This is a genomic window from Thalassospira lucentensis (assembly GCF_011806425.1).
Taxonomy (GTDB): Bacteria; Pseudomonadota; Alphaproteobacteria; order Rhodospirillales; family Thalassospiraceae; genus Thalassospira; species Thalassospira lucentensis_B.
Map to the genome: position 1 here is coordinate 1,199,230 of NZ_JAATOV010000001.1, position 22,254 is coordinate 1,221,483.

Consider the following 22,254-nt stretch of genomic DNA (forward strand, 5'->3'; position numbering starts at 1 on the left):
GGCGCTAAAAGCGGATTTTGGTCCACCTTTCAGGAACGCAGCTTTGTTTCGTCTGCAACCAATCTTTTTCGTCGTCGGGGTTATGGTCATCATCATCGGTCTTTCGATGTTGGTGCCTGCGGCCGTGGATTTGTATTACGGCAATCCGGATTGGCGAATTTTTGCGCAAGCTTCCATGACGACCATTGGGTTGGGGGGCATGGCGTGTCTTGCCTGTCGGTCCGATATTGGCCCTCGCGTTTCGGCGCGGCAGGGATATGTCCTGACGGTTGTTTCCTGGATCGCGGTCAGTATCACCGGCGCCTTGCCGTTGTGGTACTCGTCGCTTGAGATCAGCTTTTGCGACGCCGTTTTTGAAACGGTTTCCGGCCTGACGACAACCGGGTCAACGGTCCTGTCCGGGCTTGATCAAATGCCACCGGGGTTGTTGGTGTGGCGTTCGATTATGCAGTGGTTGGGCGGGATTGGGATCATTGTTACCGCGCTTGCCCTTCTGCCGATGATGCGGGTTGGCGGCATGCAGCTTTTCCAGATGGAAAGTTCAGATCGTTCTGAAAAACTCAGCCCGCGCATTCGCGATATGTGCCTGCAGATTGTCACGATTTATAGTGTGCTGACGCTTATATGCGTCATTCTGTATCGGTTCTTTGGCATGAACTGGTTTGATGCCATCAATTACGGCATGACGACGTTGTCGACGGGTGGATATGCCACGTCAGATTTGTCCTTTGCCAAGTTTGATTCCAGCTTGTCGCTGCACTGGGTCGGTATCGTGTTCATGTTTGCCGGTGCGCTGCCCTTTACGGCCTATGCGGTTTTGATCCGCAAGCGCAGCCTTAAGGCATTGATTGGCAACCAGCAGATCAAACTTTTTTGCCTGATCATTTCCGTCTTTACCCTGCTTTTGACATTGCGGTTGGCACAGATTTCAGATGACAGCATTTTCCGATCGCTGACCATGGCGGCGTTTAACCTTGTGTCGGTGATTACGACAACCGGATACGCATCGGGCGATTATCTGTTGTGGGGCCCGGCGGCCGTGATGCTGTTTTTCTTTGCGACCTTTATCGGTGGCTGTTCAGGCTCAACGGCGGGCGGATTTAAGATGTTCCGTTTGTATGTGGTCTTTACCGGTCTTCAGGCGCATTTCATGCGGCTGCGAAGCCCGTCGGCCATCGTGGTGAGCCGTATTGATCGCCATGAAATTACGTCTGATATTTTCAATGCGGTGACCGTTTTTGTCTGTCTTTTGGGGCTGAGCTATGCGGTGGTGACGGTCGCACTTGGTTTGACTGGGCTTGACCTGATCACATCGATGAGTGCGGCGGCAACGGCCCTTGCCAACGTCGGGCCGGGGCTTGGCAATATCATCGGGCCGGCAGGGAATTTTCAGTCGCTTCCAGATTCAGCGAAATGGATTTTGGATGTTGCGATGATCCTAGGCCGGTTGGAGTTTGAGACCCTTCTGGTTTTGCTGATGCCGTCTTTCTGGCGGGACTAACGACACCGGCGTCTTTCGGTATGCGGTCAATCGTTGTTTCGGGGGTGGTTAAACCCTTGTGGAACAAACGATTAAGCGCGACGTTATGATCCTTATGTTTTCCTAAAAAGTTGCGCGCCCAGGTGCAATATCGCGAGGCAGATTTGCCTTAGCTTGATAATTCCCTATAATGCGCGGCCCGCGATGGATCGCGGTCGTCGACTACGACAATAATTTTATAAGAGGTTAGACAATTATTATGAGTGCCGAAAATCTCCATGTCGGTGTCATCGGCGCAACCGGTGCGGTTGGCGTCGAGCTGATCAACGTTATGTTTGATCGTAACTTCCCTGTGGGTGAACTCACCCTGTTCGCGTCAGAGCGTTCCGCAGGCAAGACCGTCGAGACTAAGTTCGGCACCAAGACCGTTGCGCTGTTTTCTGTCGAAGAAGCCAAACAGTGCGACATTGTCTTCCTTGCAGTTTCTGGCGATTTCGCCAAGGAATACGGCCCGCAGATCGCTGAAGGCGCGCTGGTTATCGATAACTCGTCAGCGTTCCGTCTTGATGACGATGTTCCGCTGATCGTGCCGGAAATCAATGGCGACCTTGCCAAAACGGCGAAGCTGATCGCGAACCCGAATTGCACGACGGCAATTGCGGCTGTCGCACTTTGGCCGCTGCATCAGGCGTTTGGCCTGAAAAAAGTGATCGTTTCGACCTATCAGGCTGCGTCTGGTTCTGGTCAGCCGGGCATGAACGAACTTCGCGAAGGTTTGGCCGCGGGTCTTGCCGGTAAACCGGTTCCGGCAGAAGTGTTCTCGTCGCCGTTGGCGTTCAATGTCATTCCGCACATTGATACGTTCCAGGAAAATGGCTACACCCGCGAAGAAATGAAGGTTACGTGGGAAACCCGTAAAATCTTTGGGACACCCGACCTTCCGGTTTCATGCACGGCCGTGCGTATCCCGACCGAGCGGACCCATTCCGAGTCCATCGTGATCGAAACCGAAAAAGTTGTCACCCCTGACGCGGCACGTGACGTTCTGTCCAAAGCCAAGGGTGTGAAACTTGTCGATGATCCGGCAAACAACAAATATCCAATGCCGTTGACCGCAACCAAACAGTACGACGTCGAAGTTGGTCGTATCCGCACCAACCTGATCTTTGGTGATCATGGTTTGGAGCTGTTTGTTGCCGGTGACCAGCTGCTTAAAGGTGCTGCATTGAACGCCGTACAGATTGCAGAAGCATCGATTGCGGACTAAGCCAACGTCCCAGACTAAAACAAAAACGGCCCCGAAATACCGGGGCCGTTTTTTTTGTGTCGGGCACGCCATTTGGCGCATTGGTCGTTGAGCAACTATGCCAGTGAAATATGATCCACGCCCGATGCCTTTGCAGTGTAAAGCGCATTGTCGACACGCATCATCAATGTGTCGATGTCTTCGCCGTCACGATATTCGGTTACACCGGCACTGATGGTGATGTTGATGTTTTCGCGGCCAAACCGGACGGGGGAACTGCGGACATGATCGGCAAGATCACGCGCCGTGCTTAAGGCTTCTTGGCGGTCTTTTTCTGGGAAGACGATGACAAATTCGTCACCACCCCAGCGGCAGATGATATCAGCGTCGCGGACGTGATTGCGGATATTGGTCAAAGCTTCGCGCAAGACAGCATCCCCGCCCGGATGCCCGTAGGTGTCGTTAATGCCCTTGAAGTTATCAAGGTCAAACGTCATCACCGACATGGGTTGCGCTTTGCGTTTGCACGCCTTTCGCGCGGCATCGAACAGCATCTCAAACACTTGGCGGTTATAGGTGCCGGTGAGTTTGTCGCGCGATGCCATTTCTTCAAGGCGGTTCTGATAATTACGAATTGTCAGATAGGCGATCAAACCAACGATAATCGTGATGGCCAGCGAAATGCCCAAGTTTAGCAGAAGCGTTTTTTCGATGCGATCATTGGCCGCGAAGTTGTTTTCTTCGACAATCAAAAGCCAACCAAATTCCGGCACCAGGCGACTATTCACGAAATAGGTCGCGCCATCTTCCTCGTAAGAAATCGATGATCCGGGCGCGGTCAGGATTTGGGTCGCGTGATAGCGCATCCCGCGCCGTTCATGCAGGGAGCTCGCCGTGCCAAATTCGCTGCCATTCAGGGTGACTTTGCCTTCGCGGTCGACGAAATAGATCGTGCGACCATACCGCTTTTGATAGGTTTCGATCAGGCTTGTCACCGCATTTACCGACAACCCAACGCCGGTGACGCCAATGACATTGCCGTCATAATCGCGCACCTGATAATTGACAAAAATCGCCAATCGGGACCGGTCAGCCGTATCGCTGTCGATATTGATCTCATAGGGTTTGACGCTGTCGCGGGCCTGAAAATACCAAACGTCGTCCGGGTCTTCTTCGGAGATTTTTTTGACAATCCCGCTTGGGTGATAGTAATTGCGGGTTTTCTCGGAAATGAAATAGGACGTAATCGTATCGTAGCGGCGTTGAATTTCGCCAAGATACTTGATGATGTTTTCATCATCTTCTTCACCGGCCAACACCCAGTCACGCACAAAAGTATCGTGCCCCATCAGTGACGAGATGAAAATTGGCTGCAGGAGGTCGCGTTGGATTTCAGAATAAATGTTGTCGCTGGTAAGCGGCAAAGTGCTTTCCGAAATCTGTGTTTCCACAGCGTCCCGTGCGACATTAAAGCTGACAAAACTTGTGGTTAGAAAGCCTGCTGCCAACAGAAAACACAAGACGATCGCGAAGTATAATTTCTTTCCCAAGTTGGAAAGCCTCCAAATAAAGTAATGCCCTGCACTGCAATTTTTTGTTTAGCGCTGAATCTGTTTGCGTAAATCTAGGCGAAATTCAAAACGATTGCATGGGTTGAATTGGTATGAATTGGTCTGACGGATTGATTGGGCGTGATCGATAACGCAATCGGCAGGATTTAAATAAGCAGGATCAAATATGATCAAGACGTCGATATAGCGGTGATAACACCCGATGCCAACCCATATATGGCCGATTTCTGCCCATTGTGATGTTGGCATATCAAAAAGATGTGGGTGAAAAGGACTGGACTTTGCGCGCGCATGCGCGAAGAATTCGCCAACTTATGACGAAGAGGGTACATAACGTGCGCAAATTCGGTTATGCAGTGACCCAGCAAAATTCAACGGCACATAATCAAGCTGATTTGGCGATTGTCAAAGCAGCGCGGCAAACATGCCAAGAGGCGTTTCATTGATCGATTTTCGTCCTATTCTTTTCATCATTGGCATCCTGCTTTGCACGTTGGCGGTGGGCATGTTTGTGCCGGCGCTGGTTGATCTTTATTACGGTCAGTCAGACTGGATCGTGTTTTCGGCCGCATCTTTTGTGTCGCTGTTTGTTGGCGGCGCAATGATCATGATGAACCGCACGGAAAACCTGAAAATCAATGCGCGGCAGGCTTTTATCCTGACGACGCTCAGCTGGCTGGTTTTGACGGCTGCATCCGCCCTTCCGTTTGCGTTTTCTGATCTTGATATGTCCTATACCGACGCCTTTTTTGAAGCGATGTCGGGGATTTCCACCACCGGATCGACGGTGATTGTCGGGCTCGATACCGCACCACAGGGCATTTTGTTGTGGCGAGCACTATTACAGTGGCTTGGCGGGATCGGGATCATTGTTATGGCCATTGCGGTCATGCCGATGCTGCGTGTTGGTGGGATGCAGCTTTTCCGAATGGAAAACTCGGATAAATCCGATAAGGCGTTCCCACGCGCAACGCAGATCGCGATGGGCATCGCTGTTTTGTATCTGAGCTTTACCGCCCTTTGGACGATTATGCTTTGGTGGGCGGGAATGACACCCTTTGATGCGCTTGCACATGCGATGACGACGATTGCCACGGGTGGGTTTTCGACCAAGGACTCATCGGTGGGTCATTTTGATAGTGCCGCGATTGACGTCATTATCACGCTTGGCATGGCGACCGGGGCATTGCCGTTTATTTTGTATCTTCAGATGCTGCGCGGTAAGGCAAAGGCACTTTTTGTCGATAGTCAGGTACGATGGTTTCTGACCATTGCCTGTTCGATCATTTTGGCGATTTCTTTTTGGCATTCCGAAACCAACGCGGTCCCGTTCCTGACGGCGCTGCGCTATACGTCGTTTAATATCGTTTCGGTGATGACGGGGACCGGGTTTGCGACCACTGATTACGGCCTTTGGGGGCCGTTTGCGGTGACGGTATTTTTCTTTGTGATGTTTATTGGTGGCTGTGCGGGATCGACCACATGCGGGGTGAAAATCTTCCGCCTGCAGGTTTTATATGAAATTGCCAAAGTTCAGCTATCACACATGCTGCGTCCGCATGGCGTTTTCATCGCGTATTACAACCGCAAACCCTTGTCAGAAGATGTCACTGAATCAGTGTTGAGCTTCTTCTTCCTGTTTGTGTTTTGCTTCATTGTATTGGCAGCGGCCCTTGGTGCGATGGGCCTCGATTTCATTACCGCGGTTTCAAGTGCGGGCACAGCAATCGCCAATGTCGGTCCGGGGCTTGGCCCCATTGTTGGGCCATCGGGCAACTTTGCGACCCTGCCGGATGGGGCAAAATGGTTGATGTCGATCGGGATGCTGATCGGGCGCCTTGAAGTCTTTACCGTGCTTGTGCTGCTATTCCCCGCTTTCTGGCGGGATTAAAACCCGTCACTTTCATCAAGTCATTGTGTCGCGAAATTCATAGACCCGGTCGAGCTTATCGTTCGTCCGGGTCTTTGCTTTTCGTGAATTGACAAAATAGGACAATTGACCTATTTCTTTGTTTTAGGTCAATCGTCCTATTTTGGGCGTAGGCAGATTTAACCGAGGCATGCAGGCAGCGTGCAGGAGTTTCGAATGGCAACCGCGACGCGCGACCGGATCTTAGAAACGGCGGATCTTCTGTTCTATCAACAGGGGTTCGAGGCAACATCCTTTGCCGATATTGCATCTGCTGTCGGTATTTCGAGGGGGAATTTTTATCATCATTTCAAGACCAAGGACGACATCCTTGATGGGGTGATTAACCGCCGTCTGGCCAACACTGAGCAAATGTTGGATCGCTGGGAGATTGAGGGAGATGATCCGGCGGATCGCATTCGTAGTTTCATTCACATTCTGATTTTTAACGGCGAGAAAATCAGAAAATTCGGCTGCCCGGTCGGGACGTTGTCATCAGAACTGGCCAAGCTCAATCATGCCGCACAACCGAACGCCGCGTCGCTATTTACCTTGTTTAGAAACTGGCTGCGTCGGCAGTTCGAGCGGCTTGGATTTGCAGACAAGTCCGATGAACTGGCAATGCACATCCTTGGTCGTAGCCAGGGTGTGGCAACACTTGCAAATGCATTTAACGATGATGCGTTTCTGCGCCGTGAAGTTGATTTGATGTGCGCCTGGCTTGATGACCAGATCGGGTTGCTTCGCCATTGATGACCAAACGACACATCATTGCATTACGCCACCATTATCAATGAACGATACAGGGATAAAACCATGTTTGCGGTTTTTTTGAAGTTCGCTGAACACCGGGCAAAAGCGCCGGAATTAATGGACGGGCATAAAGAGTGGATCAAGCAAGGGTTCGATGACGGGGTCTTTGTGATGGTCGGTAGTTTGCAGACGAATTTGGGCGGTGCAATCCTGGCGCACGGGGTGACGCGTGATGACCTTCAAGCCCGCATCAAAAATGATCCGTTCGTCATTGAAGGCATTGTTACGGATGAAATTTTTGAAATCACGCCGGCACGGGCGGATGAGCGTCTTGATTTTCTGATGGGGTGACGCATGACGAAAACCACAATTGGTTCAGATGGGAAATGTCGTTGCGCATGGTGTGATACGGCGCCGGACTTTGATGTTTACCACGATACAGAGTGGGGCTTTCCGGTGGCGGATGATCAGCGCCTGTTTGAGAAGATCTGTCTGGAAGGTTTTCAATCGGGACTAAGTTGGCGCACGATCCTGACAAAGCGGGAGAACTTTCGCGCTGCATTTGCCGATTTTGACTTTCACAAAGTCGCAAAGTTCACCGATCAGGATGTTGAAAGATTGCTGCAAAACGCGGGTATTATTCGCCATCGCGGCAAGATCGAAGCGGCAATTAATAACGCCAAGCGGGCCTGCGAGATGATCGAACAGGAAGGATCATTGGCCGCGTATTTTTGGCGGTTTGAGCCAGATGAAAAAGAAGTTGCCGTTCCGCAAACGATGTCGACATCCCCGACCTCTGTCGCGTTGTCCAAGGATTTGAAAAAGCGCGGATGGAAGTTTGTCGGCCCCACCACCATGTTCGCCTTTATGCAGGCGATGGGCTTGATCAATGATCACACAGAGGGATGTTTTTTGCGCCCTAAAATCGATGAAATTCGCCGTTCATTCATCCGGCCAACCTGATTTCAAACCAGATCGATTTTGTCGTGCGGGATGTTGTTTCTGGATCGTCGGATAGAGCGGGGGAGGACGATACCGAACCCTGGGTCAGGAGCGGATCGGGGATCGGGATTTAGGCCCGGTATCGCCCTAAGTCCCAAAGTGCCAAATTGGCAGTGAAAGTTAAAATCGGTTATTAATTTAAAATCGATAGATTAAATCTATTTATTCCGGGCCAGCGCATTGTTCATGCAAGCGATCAAAGCGAAACCGGCAGCTTTACGCAAAATACAGCGCCATCTGGCCCGGTTGCCGCAAGACGCAGATCGCCATTATGAACCGCAATCAATTCGCGTGCGATGGCAAGGCCAAGTCCTGTCCCCCCTTCGCGGCCGCTACCGGCAAAGGGAACAAACAGGTTCTTGATTGCTTTTTCCGCCAAGCCCGGTCCGTTATCGGCGATGACAACCTCGATAAGGTGCTCGCTTTCAGGCGGTTGATTTTGACCCTCTGGCGGCAGGAGGGAGATCGTTACTTCGTCTGCCCCGGCTTCCAGTGGGTTTCTGATCAAATTGCTAAAGGCGCGAAACAGCATTTCGTAGTCTGCTTCTAGCATCACCGTATCGGGCAGATTGATCTTGATCTGGGCGGTGCATGGTTGTGTTTGTGCTGCTTTATCCCGCGGTGCGCCGTCCGTCAGCGGATCAGGCTTATGCAGCAAAATCTGATCGCGGACTTCTTCGATCAATTCGACAAGCGTGAATTTAACCAAGTCACGCGGTGGCGGCGTTTCGCGGGCAAAGGATAATGTTTGTTCACTGATATAGACAGCACGTTCCATCGAAGACAGCAGCCGGGGCACGACCGCGCGGACCTCGTCGTCCTGACTTTTGGCAAGCTGTTCGGTCATTAGCATCGATGTTGCCAAGGCGTTGCGCAGATCGTGGCTGATTTTGGTGGCCGCCGTGCCAAGTGCGGCCAGGCGTCTGCGTTGATTAAGCATGGCTTGCAGATCTTGCTGCATATTTGCCAGTTCCTGACGTGCCACACCGATTTCATCATCGCGATCCCCCGGATCAATGACAGCTGTTTTGTCCTGTGGGGTTTCGCGAAACCGGATCATATCCCGGGTGAGTGTCCGCATGGGGCGGACCATCATGCGATTAAGTGCAAAATACACCAGTCCGGCGGTAAAGAACGAAATCATCAAAGACAGGCCCATCACCCGCCAGCCAAAATCACGCGTCGCTTTGGTCAGCGCCTTTTCGTGAACCAGAATTTCGATCTTAAAGTCCGGGGCCATCGATGGCATGCCGACCACGCGCAACATCCGGTTTCCGGTTTGGGTTAGGGTGGATAAACCCTCGAACAAGGCCATCGGAATGGAAAAGCGGGTTAAATCGACATCTTTGTCGATTTTGGCGGGCATATCATCGCGTTGAAGCAGTAATTTGCGATCCGCACGGCGTAAAATAACGGCTTCGATCCCGGCATTGGACAGTAATTCCTTTTCCAAATCATCGGGGATCATTTGATCGGGGGTGGCTTCAAGGGCAAGGGCCGCCAAATATCCGGAATCCAGATGGGATTCGAACCAATCAATGCGAAAACGCGCAACTGAGGGAGCAAAAACAAAGACTTCTGCAAGCATCACAAAACTGACGGTAAGCACCAATAAGCGTGCCGACAGTGATTTGGCCCAAGGGGGCAGTTTAAGATGCGGTTTTTCCATCGGCGATGTTAGTCAGAGACGCATGAAAATGTACAGAGATACAGCGACATCGGCGCAGATAACGGCCTTATGCGAACTTTAACAAGAACAGAACGAGTTTTCGGGTTTTTTCGCTGAACAATTTCGGTGTGTACCACGCCCCGGCAACCCGTTTGGACAATTCGCCAAGGGTCGGGTACGGCGCAATAAACCCGGCCATCGCGCCGATTTTCATTTTCTGTGAAATCGCCAAGGTCCAGATGCTAATCAACTCGCCAGCTTGGCGTCCGACAATGCCCACCCCCAAAATCTGACCGTTTGATTTTGTGATGACTTTGATAAAGCCCTGTTTTGCGTCTTCGGCCCGGGCACGGTCATTTTCCGAATAATCCCACGTCACGACCCGAATGGTGTCGCCGAATTTTTCGCGTGCAGCGGTTTCATTCAGCCCGACTTGGGCCAGTTCGGGGCTGGTATAGGTTACCCATGGCACGGCATCGTGATTGACTTTTGCCGGCAGACGAAACAGGGCATTTCGAATAACAATGCCAGCGTCATATCCGGCCATATGGGTAAATTGCAGACCACCCGTCACGTCGCCGATGGCAAATATCTTTTTGTTGCTTGTTCTGAGACGTGCGTCGACTTCGATGCCGCTGCGGTCAAATTTGATGTCGGCTTCTTTGAGGCCAAGGTTATCGACATTCGGTGCGCGCCCGGTTGCCAGCAAAAGGTGACTGCCTTCGATGGTGATCTCTGCCCCGTTATGTGTGATCACAACGCGGATTTGATCGCCATTTGGTTCGACCTTTTCGGTTTTGGCGTTTTCATAAAGGCTAATGCCAGATGCGTCGATTTCGGTGCGCACAACGTCAACCAAGTCTGGATCGTCTTTGGGCAGGATGGTTGCCATTTCAATGACAGTGACCTTGGCACCCAGCTGCCGGTGGGCCTGTGCCATTTCAAGGCCGATCGGGCCGCCGCCGACGATGATCAAATGATCCGGGCAGGTATTGTTCTCAAAGATGGTTTCGTTGGTGAAGTATGAAACCGTGTCCAAGCCGTTAATCGGTGGCACAGCGGCCCGTGATCCGGTTGCGATAACAAACCGTTTTGCATGAATGGTTTTGCCGCCGGCAACAAGTTCAGTTGGGGACGTAAACTTTGCTTCGGCTTGAATGACGGTGCAGCCCAATTCTTCGAAACGAGCAACTGAATCGTGCGGTGCAATGCCCGCGATCACGCCATGGACATGTTCCATTGCCTTGGCAAAATCGACTTTAACCGGCCCAGCTGAAACCCCAAAACGCCCAGCGGTTCGGGCATTTTCCGCGGCATGGCCGGCCGCAAGCAACGCCTTTGATGGGACACATCCGGTATTAAGGCAGTCACCGCCCATCTTGCCCTTTTCAATCAGGACAACATCGGCACCCATTTGCACCGCACCAGCCGCAACCGAAAGTCCGCCGGACCCGGCACCAATCACACAGATATCTGTTTTGATAACGTTATTCATCAATTGCGGCATCCAATGGGGCCTTATTGCTATTTTTGCGCAGCTTTTTATAGGCAACCGGAAGCATTGCCAAAACGGCAAGTCCGATGATCGGGGTCAGAATGCGCGGTTCGAAGATGACGCCAAGATCGGGCGTTTTGCCCTGGTCAAACAAGGCCCCCAATCCATCGCCGATGGAAACATAAACAAACGTGCCGGGGATGATGCCGATGACTGTACCCAAGATAAAGGACCGTATTTTGACTCCTAAAAGCGCGGGAACCAAATTAACCAACCAAAATGGGAAAATCGGGATGAGGCGCAGCACCATCAGGTAGCTAAGCGCGTTTTCAGCAAAACCCGATTCCATCCGGCGAATGGCATTACCGGCCTTGGCATGCATCAGATCATACAGTGCATAGCGTGCGGCGAGATAAACAATCACCGCCCCAAGCGTTGCCGCAACCACCACGTAAGCCGTGCCCAACCAGACACCAAACATAAACCCGCCTGCTATCGTTAAAAGTGATCCGATTGGCAAGGAAAGTGCGACTGATACGGCATAAATCGCCATGAAGGTAATGACGCTAACCGCGGGGTTGTTGCTGACAAAGTCGCGCAAGATCAGGCGATTGTCGCGCAGCGTATCAAATGACAGAAAATCGAGAACACCAGCCGACCTCGCAATTGCCAAACCAGCCAGCAATATGGCGATCGGCCATAACTTGCGCCAAAGTGGCTTGCCGCCAGATGCGGGGGACGGAGAATGTTTTGTGTCTTTATCAGCCAGATCAGGTGTCATTGAGCTTTTCGATGCCATGCGTTTTACGCCTTTTGCATGAAGGGGTTGGCGCAAAGACCTATAAACAGGATTGCATTAATTTTTCCAACACTAGAACGAAATCGTGCCCAATGCTTATGAACTGCTTTCACCATTGCGTGAGGGCGGCGTTAACGTCGACATTGGCGTTTGTCGGGCCTATGCGCGAAACTGCGCAGGCAGAGGTTCTTGACCTTACGAAAGTCTGGTCGTATCGTCTTTGATCTTCGTGGGATTTGTCGACCGGCTTGCGACCACGTAAAAAATCGCTAAAGAGGGGATGCATGGCTTCGGCCCTGACCCATTCATGCCGGTCAGGGTTTTTTTGTGTCCGGATCACACCAATATGAACCGGGCATGTAGGAGCAAGACAATGACGACCGATAAAAAGGCTTCCGATAACTGGCGCGCGGCCACCCGATCTGTTCGGGGCGGGACCGCCCGAAGCGGATTTAACGAAACATCCGAAGCCATCTTTATGAATTCCGGCTACGTCTATGAAAGCGCAGCCGAGGCAGAAGCATCCTTTGATGGCAGCGGGCCCGAGCGCTTTGTTTATTCGCGTTTTGCCAACCCGACGGTTGGTATGTTTGAAGAACGCCTTGCCCTGCTTGAAGGGGCCAAATATTGCCGCGCAACGGCGTCGGGCATGTCGGCCGTCTGGAATGCCTTGATATCCTGTACGAAAGCGGGTGGTCGTGTCGTTGGTTCGCGTGCCTTGTTTGGGTCGTGCGAATTTATTCTGACGACGCTTTTGCCGCGCTTTGGCGTTGAAACCGAATTGGTCGATGGTACCGATCATGCCGCATGGGAAAAGGCACTGTCCAAACCCGCAGACGCCGTGTTCCTTGAAACGCCATCCAACCCAACCCTTGAAGTCATTGATATCGCCTTTGTTGCCGATCTTGCACACAAGGCCGGTGCAAAGGTTGTGGTTGATAATGTGTTTGCGACACCAATCTTGCAAAAGCCGATGGAGCTTGGCGCGGATGTGGTTGTCTATTCCGCGACCAAACACATTGACGGTCAGGGCCGCTGCCTTGGTGGGGCGATCCTGTTTAACGACAAAGAATGGCATGACGAGCATTTGACGACCTTCTTGCGTCACACCGGACCAAGCATGAGTCCCTTTAACGCGTGGGTGCTTCTTAAGGGGCTTGAAACCCTTAATTTGCGTGTCGATCAGCACATTCGTAATGCAACGGATTTGGCTGATTTCCTTTCGGAACAGCCGAAGGTATCGCGCGTTATATACCCAGGACTTAAAAGTCATCCTCAGCACGAACTGGCGATGAAACAGATGTCAGGTCGCGGTGGCGGACTTATTGCGGTCGAGCTGGCGGGGGGGAAACAAGCAGCGTTCTCGTTGCTTGATAACCTCAAGCTGATTGATATTTCCAACAATCTTGGAGACGCCAAAAGCCTTGCAACTCATCCTTGGACAACAACGCATCAACGCGTTCCAGCCGAGGATAAGGTCACGATGGGCATTACCGAAGGCATGCTGCGTCTTTCGGTGGGGCTTGAGGATATCGATGACCTTAAAGAGGATCTGCTTGCTGCTTTGGCGGTGTAGGGGCTGGCAAGATTTGTTGAACTATTTATCAAGCGGCTCGTACAAACAGTGCGGGCCGTTTTGTTTAGGACAATGTTTATGGCTGACGCAAAACCGATACGCAAATTGTGACACGCGTCTGGCGTTGTGGCGCTAGACTGGATACAAATGTGTCATCAACCGTAATCTTGGCTGAGGAAGACGGACTGGAATTAAATTGGCCTGGAGAATTTCATGTATTCAACCGTAACCCACGAAATCAAGGTTTCAGTACAGCCGGTATACCTTGAGAACGAATCTGATCCTGATAACCATCGCTATATTTGGGCTTATCGGGTTGAGATCGAAAATCTGGGTTCGAAAACCGTGCAGTTGCTGAACCGTCATTGGCGCATCACGGACTCGCGCGGTGAAACACAAGAAGTCAAAGGCCCCGGCGTTATCGGTGAACAACCGGTCCTGGCGGGCGGCGAAAGTTTCAATTACACAAGTGGCGCGCCATTAACCACGCCAAGCGGCTTTATGGTCGGTACGTATGAAATGACAGACTTGGATGGAAATCATTTTGATATTCAAATCCCTGCTTTTTCACTCGACAGTCCCCATGGGCAACATACGGTAAACTGATATAAAAACGGGTCAGGACCCCACCATACCGGGAAGAATTCCCGTAAGGAAAAAAGCAAAAGGATTTAGTATGTGCAGCGAACACAGTTCGGTTAAACGTCCGACGAAGGAAGAAGCAGAAGAAGCCGTTCGCACCCTTCTTCGCTGGGCGGGCGATGACCCCGAACGCGAAGGTTTACTCGGAACGCCTGGTCGCGTTGCCCGTTCGTACGGCGAATTCTTTGCTGGGTATCAACAGGATCCAGCGGAAATACTGCGCCGGACCTTTGAAGAAACCGACGGCTATGACGAAATGGTGGTGCTGCGCGATATTCGTGTTGAGTCCTATTGCGAACATCACATGGTGCCGATTATCGGTGTCGCGCATGTGGCCTATTTGCCGCGCAAACGTGTTGTCGGCATTTCAAAGCTTGCCCGTGTGGTCGAAGTTTATGCCAAGCGCCTGCAGATTCAGGAAAAGATGACCGCACAGGTCGCCAATACCATTCAAGAAGAGCTGGACCCGCTTGGTGTGGCTGTTGTTATCGATGCCAATCACCAATGCATGAGCACACGCGGCATTCATAAAACCGGTGTTTCGATGGTGACCAGCCGAATGCTTGGCGCGTTTCGTGATGATCCGATCACCCGCCGTGAATTCTTTGCCATGATCGGCCGTTAATGAGCCGATCGAAAAGACGGATTTGAATGACAAAGGCCGCAGCATGATGCTGCGGCCTTTGTTGTGTGCGTCTGTATATCTTTGTCAGCCTTCTTACGAAGGTTATTTCTTTTCGCGGAAATCGTTATGGCAGGACTTGCACGTCTTAAGAACATTGACCAAGGCGCCTTTAAACGCGTCCTCTGATCCCTGATTGGCAGCAACGGTTTTTAGCTCTGCCGCACGGGTTTCAAGCTGCGATGCCAAATCAGTGAATTTTGACCAATCTTCCCAGATTTCAGGCAGTGCTTCGGATGGTTCTCCGTCGGAGCCTTCGGGGAAAAGTTTGGTGAAATTCTCGCCCGCATGAGATTCGATAATGCCTGCGGATTTCTCGACCGCAGCCGGATCATAAGGCAAGGTCCCCTTCATCATCGGAACCATGACTTTAACCTGTTGGCCAATGGCCTTCATGCCATCCATGCGTTCTTTAACAACGCCGTGTGCGCCTTCATGCGCAATGGCGGTAATGCTCGCGGTCATGGTAAGGGCTGTGATCGCACCAATTAGAATTCTCAACGTTCTTTTCCTCTCTCTCTTGTCTCTCGCGGTAGGCTCTTTAACGATGTGCATGCAATCCTATACGCCAAATCGCGCAAGAATGTGTTCAACTGACCCAGTATAAGGGCTGCCAAACAGGCGTACATGTACCAATAGCGGATAAAGATTATATAAATCCCGGCGTTCTTCAAAGAATCCCGGTTCAATCTGGGAAATTTCCGTGTAACGACCGAAAAATTCCGCGGTCAGGTCGCCAAATAGTGTCCCAAAGGCGAGCTCAATTTCACGGTCACCATAATAAAGTGCCGGGTCAATCAGCCCTGCGATTTTACCGATTTGGCACAGGATATTTCCGCCCCAAAGATCGCCATGAAGCAAGGATGCCTTGGGCGTGTCGGGGATCAGGTCATCCAGTTTTGTGATCAGTTTTTCGATCCGCTTTACCATATCGGTCGTCAGGCGCCCTTCGTGAAGGGCCGCCATCGCCATGTGGCGCAGCCGGACTTCGCCAAAAAACGTGACCCAGCTTTGACTTTGGTCATTTGGCTGGGGCAGCCCGCCGATCAAGGTATCAAACGGCAAGCCATACTGCGGGGCGGTAACCGCATGTTGTTTGGCAAGTTTTTCTGCCAAATCATGTTGGACCGTGGTCGACATTTGGCCGTCATTGGCAATGAAATCCATCACCAGACAATGCGCATCCGCATGCAGAACGGTGGGGCAGGGAATTGGCGAATGCGTGGAAAAATGCCGCAGCATGGCAGCTTCGATTTCCAGACTTTCCGTGCCGCCGGACTTCACCACCACGGACGGGCCATTCTCAAGGTCAAGGCGCTTAACTGTTGCGATGCCGCCACCAGATAGCTGTGTCTGGCCAATGATTTTCGCACCGGTCAGGTCATAAATCAGCTTCGACAAGGTGGTTTGGTCCAGCATGGATCAAAGGCCGTGCTGATCGCGAAGATGGGTAAGCAAGCGGTCACACGTTTCTTCAATCATATCAAAAACATGGGTGAAGCCATTTGCGCCGCCGTAATACGGATCGGGTACACTTTGCCCAGACAGCTTGGGGTGATAATCCAAGAAAAGTTCGATTTTTTGCTGACTTTCGGATGGGGCTTGTCGACGCATATCGCGTAAATGCCCATCATCCATCGCCAAGATATAGTCAAACTGCCCATAGTCAGCAGGTTTGATTTTACGTGAACGTATCTGGCTGAGGTCATAGCCCCGGCTTTGCGCCATTTCACGGGATCGCGGATCGGGCAATTCCCCAACGTGATAGGCCGAAAGTCCGCAACTATCGACGGTGATCTCGTCTGAAAGACCGGCTTTGGAAACTTTGTCGGCAAATACGCCGTCAGCGGTGGGGGAACGGCATATGTTGCCCGTACAGACAAAAAGAACCTTGATCACTTTGCTATCCAACCGTTTTGATCCTTAATATTTAAGACTGACACGCTGCGACAAGCCAGGCAATGGTCCATCCATTGGGTGGACCGTTATAAACGTTTCTCGCACGTGCAATAAACTTGCAATGTAACAGCTTCGTGACATTTGCAATCCGTCCCTGACAGTCAGGGTATTAGCTTGTATGATCGCGCCATATTTCGAATTTTGGTGCTGTTTCATGCAGGAATTTGTTTCATTTGGTTTGCACGTTGCTTTGATCCGGCAACTTGCGTGGTTGCCGCGCGGCTATGACCTTGTGCCCGCAGGCACGGTTGTGACGTCGGCAAAGCTGCGCAGCATCATGCTTTCCCTCGAAGAAGCAAATGGTCCAGCGGTGCTTGTGCGCTTGGGGCGGCATCTTGCGGCCAAGGAACAGGCGCCGATCCTAACCATGCTGCGCCATGTTGCGACACCAGACATGATTGCCGATCGCTGGCGTCGACTTGAAGGGTATTCTCATGCGCGTGGACGCAGCGACTATCAGGTTACCGGGAAATCCATGACGCTGCATCGCGGTGTTGTGCGCGGGCAGCCGCCAGCACGCGTTGAAAACCTTTTGTTGCAGGGGTTCCTGATTGGGTTGCTTGAGGCGGTCGGCGCTGACTTTATCGATAGCACGATTTTGCCAAGTCATGGGCCCGCTGTGCCGGTGATGCGAAACGGGCGTTTGCTTGAAAAGCTTAAATTCAGCGGCCGCGGTCTGCGGTTTCGCATTAATTGGAAAAGCTTCGAACAGGTCTCTTCATCTTATCCGTTCATGGCCAACATGCCGGCAAGCGCACCGTCAATCAACGCACAGCAGCCAATCGTAAGACAGTTGTGTAATATCCTCGAACAGGATATTGGTCGCAGTTGGACGATTGATGACGTTGCGTCCGCACTTGATACGTCTGGTCGGACGTTGCAGCGACGCCTGCAATATGCCAACGCGCGCTTTTCCGATTTGTTGCGGTTTGTGCGTGTGCGTGAAGCATGCCGGCTTTTGTGCGGCACGACCCTGTCTGTGGGGGAAATTGGCTTTTGGTGCGGCTTTACCGATAATGCCCATTTCTCGCGCGATTTCAGACGTTTGATTAGCATGCCACCCTCCGTCTACCGCGAGGCAAGCTATGGCCATGCTGGTCTGACGAGGGCATAACCCACATGTGATCGTCGCGAGTGATGACTGGCCATATGATTGACCCGCTTGGCATCCTTGTTTATCAGCAGATTGACCGCGCCGCGCAATTCTGTGCCAGGCACCAATAATGCATCCAGTTCACGAGGCTGCCATGACCAACGCATCCGAAAACTCTGACCAATATGCCGGTTTCTTGCCGCCCCGTTTTCACAAACGGCCAGATGCCGACGATGTCATGATCAAAACATGGACCGTCGGTGATGCGTTGGCTGACCATACCGTTCCTGAAATTCCAGGGCCGCTGTCGCTGTTTTTCGATTTGGTCGCACCGGCGGGCCAACGGGCTGGCGCAACCGGGTTTGCGATGCTGTGGCTTGATCGTCATCCGCACGAAGAACCGGCGTGGCGTCTGTCGGTCGGGCATGTCGGAGCGGTCGAGGATCTTGAAATTGCGGTGGCAAAGCCACTTGCGCGCCTTGTCGGGGCCGTATCATTGGCGGAATTTGAAACCGAAAGCTGGCATGCGACGCGCCCGCTTTGGCGCAAGCGTGCAGAGCCGGTTAAATTGGTGTTTTGGGGCGATTTTGCCGGACATGCCCGCGCCATTTTGGGCCATTCAGATGGTGCCGCGTTCTATCAGCCACTGGGGTCTGGCCTTCGTTCTGATCATGTTGCCGCCTCTTTACCGTTGTTGGAAGACATGCTTGGCGATCCATTCCTCTTCAACGGTATGGGGTTCGAAGATGCCCTGCGTTTGGGGATCGCGCTTGGCCGTGCGCATCTGATCGAAAGCTGGATTGAGGCGGGCGGTGCGGAAAAGGAACCTTATTTCCGTCCGATGCGCATTTGGCATCAGGCATGGCTATCCAACGCGCTGATCGATCCGGCGGTGGCAAGTCTTGCGATATCTGGCCAGCCACCGATGCCTGCGTTGGATTTTTCAAAAGATGCAACACCCGATAGCCGCCGAAAGGCGCTTGATGATGTGTCAGCCTGGCTCACATCGGTTTTCTTTAATGACGAACATCCGGCTTCGCGAAATGCCTTCGTTGCGGGCGTGCAAAATGCTGTCTGGCTCGATCCGGATCTGCAACAATATCTACAGCCGCAGCAACGTTCGGAAATTTTGCAGGGGTTGATGCCCTATTGCCGTTGGTTCTTGGCAATGGCGCTTTACAACCATCTCGGCAATCTTGCGGCTGGTAGCGCACGCGAAGAGCAGGTTGAATTTTACGGAACGCTTGTTGATGCGTTGCCGGAATTAGCACCGCTTGGTGATTTGGCAACCCAGCGCGATATTGAACAGCATATCATTCGGATTGACGCGGCCCGTGCGGCATCCGCGTTTGATACCCTTGTTTTGCCCTTCTGCGATCTTTTGATGCCGCGCCGTTCGTTTGATGCGCATCGGTCTTGATCAAACGCACGGTTTTCAAATGAAAAAAGGTCCACTGGAAAACGCCAGTGGACCTTTTCCGATGGTGGTGGTGAACGGGCTTAATGTGTATGGGGCGCGATTGGGCGGCTTGATACGATCTTAAACCGGATTGCCAGGCCGCTTACCGCGACAAGACTTGCAATCACAACCCCCCAAAACAGTCCGGGCACGCCCATTTCACGGGTGAATGTCAGGTAATAGCCAACCGGGATCATGATGCAAAGATATGACACCAAATGCAGGATCGTCGGTGCCCATGTATCCCCGGCACCGCGCAACGCATTGATTGCGGCATTTTGCCCGCCATCTGTCGGGAAAATAATCGGCATAAGAACCAGCACCGATACCGTTGTCAGGATTACCGCGCCATCTTTGGTAAACAGATGCGAAACCGCCTCAGGAAACAGATAAAGCGGCAGGCTCAACCCAAACATGACGGCCATCGTGGTCAAAAGACCAACCCACCCCGCAAGTGCCATATCAGGTCTGTCACGCCGCCCATATGCAATGCCAACCCTAACTGAGGTTGCCGATGCCAGTCCCAGGGCGACCATGAACATCAAGGCCAGCATGGTCATGGCAATGCCGTAACTTGCGGCGGCCACAACACCCAATCGACCGGCAAAAAGCTGCATGGCGGCAAAGGCACTTGTTTCCATGCCTTGGCTGGCACCCGCAGCATACCCAAGGTTTCGTGCCTTGCGCGATGCACGCCACCAGCCAGAAAACCCGTTGCGAATGCCATACAGGCTATGGCTTTTCATTAGCAGGATATAGGCAAGTAAACTAAGCGCCATGAACCAACGGATGACGGTTGATGTCCAAGCCGCGCCCTCGGCACCAAGTTCTGGCAGTCCAAACGCGCCGTAAACCAGCCCATAATCCAAAACCAGATTAATCGCGTTGGCCCCGATCATCATCAACATGCCGGGTAAGGGCCGCTGCAGTCCTTCAAGGAAAAACGCACAGGTAATGTAAATCATTGCCGCGGGCATCCCGATCGACAAGATTATCGCCAATTCGCCCGCATTCTTTGCGATATCGTCAGGTTGACCGGTGACGACAAACAGCCAGTGCGATTGCCACGTTAGAACCGTAAATAAGATACCAACCAACAGCGCGTACGGCATGGCACTTCGCCAAACCAAACCGGCTTCCATCATGTTGTCGCGTCCAACCGCGTGCGACGTCATGATCATCACCCCGGTCAGCAAGCCAACCCCGGTGACCATTAAGGATGTAAACGGGGCATGGGCGACATTAAGATATGCAAGGCCCGCACTGTCGTAATTGCCAACGACAATGGTATCGACGACCGACATGATCAGCATTCCAAGCCGCGCAATGGTAACCGGCAAAGCCAACCGGAACAGTTCGCTTAAATGGCGCCGCACCCGGTGTTCGGGATAAAGCGGTGTTGGCGATGCGGCTGGATCAATCGGTTGCGGTGCCGGTGTCCCGTCCTTTGGGGCGATGGTCATCGGAACGTTTCCTTGTCATTTTTTATCGTCACAAAACCAGCAATCAGGATTGAGCGTGGTGGCGTGATACAGCCTTGTGCTGGTTTGTGGCTTTTAAGATCCGCTCCTTTTATCACAGGGCGGTTATCACAGGGCGGTTTATAATAGTCGGTGAAGTTGGGGCTGCTTATCTTGGTGCGGGTAAGGGGCGATGGGGAATGGCGGCCAACAATTGTGCCGGATCATCGGTGATGACGGATGTCACACCCCACGCAAACAGCTCCTTGGCGCGTTCAACATCATTAATCGTATAACAAACAAGCGGCACGCCCGCATTGACGATCTCGGCCGCACTCACCGGTGTCAGAGCCGCATGGTCGATATGAATAGCAGATGCGCCAAGGCGGTCATATTCTGCTTTCCAATCCTTTGGCAAAGTTTCAAGCAGCCACCCACATGGAATTTCTGGTGCATGCTTGCGCATCTCGGCGACGGCAATGTCATCAAAGCTTGAGATTAATATCGGAAGGTCCTTGGCGCGATTTAGCTCGGCAATCACTTCATGGCACAACCGCACCGGATCACAACCTGATGGCTTGATCTCAAGGTTCGCACCCATCTCCATGAAATAAAGCGTTTCAAGCGTATCGGTCAGGGTTGGAATACGTTCACCTTTATATATGTCTGAAAACCATGCCCCGGCATCGAGCCCGCGCAAGGTGGCAAGGTCGCTTTTGTGAATGCGGCCTGTGCCGTTGGTTGTCCGCTCAAGCGTATCATCATGAATAAGGACACATTTATCATCTGCACTCAGTGTCACATCGCATTCAATCCATTTGGCGTTGCGGGCCCCGGCAACACGAAATGCGGCAATGGTATTTTCCGGGGCTTCAATTGATGCACCACGATGAGCGATGATATGGGGAATCTTAAGCACAGCATTTGCCTTTTATGATTTTGCGACAAACGGACCGACATGTGTGTGTCTTTTGCCCCATGTGCCGCTGAAATTAACGAGCGAGTCTCTTACGCCAGTTGTTTTCGGTTAAAAAGCGAAAATCTTATGGCGTTTTGCGCGCTGATATTTGCATCACAATGCTGAAGTCATTGGACTCCATATCGTAATTTGATGTCAAAAGTTGAGAAACGCCTTTGTTTTGTGCGGTATGCGCACATATGGGTGATGATATGCATATACCTAAACCCTTGTGCAAACCTTCGAAACACAAGGGTTTCCGCCGACCCTTTTGCTGGTGGAACGAACTATCTCGTAAAAACTCCAGAAAACTTCAAAAAAGGTGTTTACAGGTTTGTTACTGAGGCCTATAACCCGCCTCCACCGACGCAGTGCGGCGCCAACAAGACCGGCGACGCGGGGCGGAGGTTTTGGGCTTCGGTCCTAGAGTTCTTTGACATTGTTGATCAGTAGGAAGGGATGCGCGGGCAGCGTTATGGCGCAAAGTCTGTGCATCCTGGA

The 22,254-nt window shown here is 52.1% G+C and carries 20 protein-coding genes and 1 riboswitch; of the genes, 11 read left to right on the forward strand and 9 right to left on the reverse strand.

Annotated features, from left to right (window positions below):
- The first annotated feature begins 43 nt into the window (after positions 1–43).
- Entirely contained in the window at positions 44–1,501 is a 1,458-nt protein-coding gene (locus tag HCZ99_RS05565) for a TrkH family potassium uptake protein (protein WP_254869437.1), read from the forward strand.
- A 238-nt stretch (positions 1,502–1,739) separates the two neighbouring features.
- Positions 1,740–2,747: an aspartate-semialdehyde dehydrogenase gene (locus HCZ99_RS05570; RefSeq protein ID WP_167445888.1), complete on the forward strand. Its 1,008-nt coding sequence runs from the start codon at positions 1,740–1,742 to the stop codon at positions 2,745–2,747.
- 95 nt (positions 2,748–2,842) lie between these two features.
- Here HCZ99_RS05570 and HCZ99_RS05575 read toward each other — a convergent pair whose 3' ends face one another.
- The gene (locus tag HCZ99_RS05575; RefSeq protein WP_368484232.1) at positions 2,843–4,177 is read right to left on the reverse strand and encodes a diguanylate cyclase; all 1,335 of its coding nucleotides are present in this window, start codon (positions 4,175–4,177) and stop codon (positions 2,843–2,845) included.
- A gap of 562 nt (positions 4,178–4,739) precedes the next feature.
- Here HCZ99_RS05575 and HCZ99_RS05580 point away from each other — a divergent pair.
- From HCZ99_RS05580 to HCZ99_RS05595, 4 genes are all read left to right on the forward strand, one after another.
- Positions 4,740–6,188 (forward strand): TrkH family potassium uptake protein, encoded by a 1,449-nt coding sequence (locus tag HCZ99_RS05580; protein WP_175581385.1) that lies wholly within the window; start codon positions 4,740–4,742, stop codon positions 6,186–6,188.
- 195 nt (positions 6,189–6,383) lie between these two features.
- Complete coding sequence (locus HCZ99_RS05585; protein WP_167445890.1) at positions 6,384–6,959, forward strand: TetR/AcrR family transcriptional regulator; 576 nt, start codon at positions 6,384–6,386, stop codon at positions 6,957–6,959.
- Between the two features lie 63 nt (positions 6,960–7,022).
- A complete protein-coding gene (locus HCZ99_RS05590) occupies positions 7,023–7,310 on the forward strand; it encodes a YciI family protein (protein ID WP_167445891.1) in 288 nt (95 codons plus the stop codon).
- Positions 7,311–7,313: 3 nt separating this feature from the next.
- On the forward strand, positions 7,314–7,922 hold the full coding sequence (locus HCZ99_RS05595; RefSeq protein WP_167445892.1) for a DNA-3-methyladenine glycosylase I: 609 nt from the start codon (positions 7,314–7,316) through the stop codon (positions 7,920–7,922).
- Positions 7,923–8,157: 235 nt separating this feature from the next.
- On the opposite strand, the gene HCZ99_RS05600 is transcribed toward HCZ99_RS05595, so the two are convergent.
- The 3 genes from HCZ99_RS05600 to HCZ99_RS05610 all read right to left on the reverse strand — a co-directional run bounded on the left by HCZ99_RS05600 (position 8,158) and on the right by HCZ99_RS05610 (position 11,924).
- Positions 8,158–9,630 (reverse strand): sensor histidine kinase, encoded by a 1,473-nt coding sequence (locus HCZ99_RS05600; protein ID WP_167445893.1) that lies wholly within the window; start codon positions 9,628–9,630, stop codon positions 8,158–8,160.
- Positions 9,631–9,697: 67 nt separating this feature from the next.
- Positions 9,698–11,125: a dihydrolipoyl dehydrogenase family protein gene (locus tag HCZ99_RS05605; protein ID WP_167445894.1), complete on the reverse strand. Its 1,428-nt coding sequence runs from the start codon at positions 11,123–11,125 to the stop codon at positions 9,698–9,700.
- Positions 11,118–11,924, reverse strand: a complete 807-nt coding sequence (locus HCZ99_RS05610; protein WP_167445895.1) for a TVP38/TMEM64 family protein — start codon at positions 11,922–11,924, stop codon at positions 11,118–11,120. Before HCZ99_RS05610 ends, HCZ99_RS05605 begins: the two co-directional genes overlap by 8 nt.
- 219 nt (positions 11,925–12,143) lie before the next feature.
- A riboswitch (SAM riboswitch) is annotated at positions 12,144–12,218 on the forward strand.
- A gap of 79 nt (positions 12,219–12,297) precedes the next feature.
- Between HCZ99_RS05610 and metZ the strand changes: the two genes are divergently transcribed.
- The 3 genes from metZ (at position 12,298) to folE (ending at position 14,767) form a co-directional block, all read left to right on the forward strand.
- Positions 12,298–13,500: an O-succinylhomoserine sulfhydrylase gene (metZ, locus tag HCZ99_RS05615; RefSeq protein ID WP_167445896.1), complete on the forward strand. Its 1,203-nt coding sequence runs from the start codon at positions 12,298–12,300 to the stop codon at positions 13,498–13,500.
- A 213-nt stretch (positions 13,501–13,713) separates the two neighbouring features.
- On the forward strand, positions 13,714–14,106 hold the full coding sequence (gene apaG / locus HCZ99_RS05620; protein ID WP_167445897.1) for a Co2+/Mg2+ efflux protein ApaG: 393 nt from the start codon (positions 13,714–13,716) through the stop codon (positions 14,104–14,106).
- Positions 14,107–14,176: 70 nt separating this feature from the next.
- Positions 14,177–14,767: a GTP cyclohydrolase I FolE gene (gene folE / locus HCZ99_RS05625; RefSeq protein ID WP_167445898.1), complete on the forward strand. Its 591-nt coding sequence runs from the start codon at positions 14,177–14,179 to the stop codon at positions 14,765–14,767.
- 102 nt (positions 14,768–14,869) lie between these two features.
- Here the strand turns inward: folE and HCZ99_RS05630 are convergent, their stop codons facing one another.
- Genes HCZ99_RS05630 through HCZ99_RS05640 form a run of 3 tightly spaced genes read right to left on the reverse strand, consistent with a single transcriptional unit; the run spans position 14,870 to position 16,723 of the window.
- Positions 14,870–15,325 carry a c-type cytochrome gene (locus HCZ99_RS05630; protein WP_217701456.1) on the reverse strand — a complete coding sequence of 152 codons (456 nt, stop codon included), beginning with the start codon at positions 15,323–15,325 and terminating at the stop codon, positions 14,870–14,872.
- A 60-nt stretch (positions 15,326–15,385) separates the two neighbouring features.
- On the reverse strand, positions 15,386–16,243 hold the full coding sequence (locus HCZ99_RS05635; protein ID WP_167445899.1) for a fructosamine kinase family protein: 858 nt from the start codon (positions 16,241–16,243) through the stop codon (positions 15,386–15,388).
- A gap of 3 nt (positions 16,244–16,246) precedes the next feature.
- Positions 16,247–16,723, reverse strand: coding sequence for a low molecular weight protein-tyrosine-phosphatase (locus tag HCZ99_RS05640; RefSeq protein WP_167445900.1), 477 nt, complete (start codon positions 16,721–16,723; stop codon positions 16,247–16,249).
- A 214-nt stretch (positions 16,724–16,937) separates the two neighbouring features.
- On the opposite strand from HCZ99_RS05640, the gene HCZ99_RS05645 reads away from it, so the two are divergent.
- Both HCZ99_RS05645 and HCZ99_RS05650 read left to right on the forward strand, forming a co-directional pair.
- The gene (locus tag HCZ99_RS05645; protein WP_167445901.1) at positions 16,938–17,897 is read left to right on the forward strand and encodes a helix-turn-helix transcriptional regulator; all 960 of its coding nucleotides are present in this window, start codon (positions 16,938–16,940) and stop codon (positions 17,895–17,897) included.
- Between the two features lie 133 nt (positions 17,898–18,030).
- Entirely contained in the window at positions 18,031–19,296 is a 1,266-nt protein-coding gene (locus HCZ99_RS05650) for a hypothetical protein (RefSeq protein ID WP_167445902.1), read from the forward strand.
- An 80-nt stretch (positions 19,297–19,376) separates the two neighbouring features.
- Here the strand turns inward: HCZ99_RS05650 and HCZ99_RS05655 are convergent, their stop codons facing one another.
- Both HCZ99_RS05655 and HCZ99_RS05660 read right to left on the reverse strand, forming a co-directional pair.
- Positions 19,377–20,798 (reverse strand): MATE family efflux transporter, encoded by a 1,422-nt coding sequence (locus tag HCZ99_RS05655; protein WP_167445903.1) that lies wholly within the window; start codon positions 20,796–20,798, stop codon positions 19,377–19,379.
- 166 nt (positions 20,799–20,964) lie between these two features.
- Positions 20,965–21,714, reverse strand: coding sequence for a glycerophosphodiester phosphodiesterase family protein (locus HCZ99_RS05660; protein ID WP_167445904.1), 750 nt, complete (start codon positions 21,712–21,714; stop codon positions 20,965–20,967).
- Positions 21,715–22,254 lie beyond the last annotated feature (540 nt).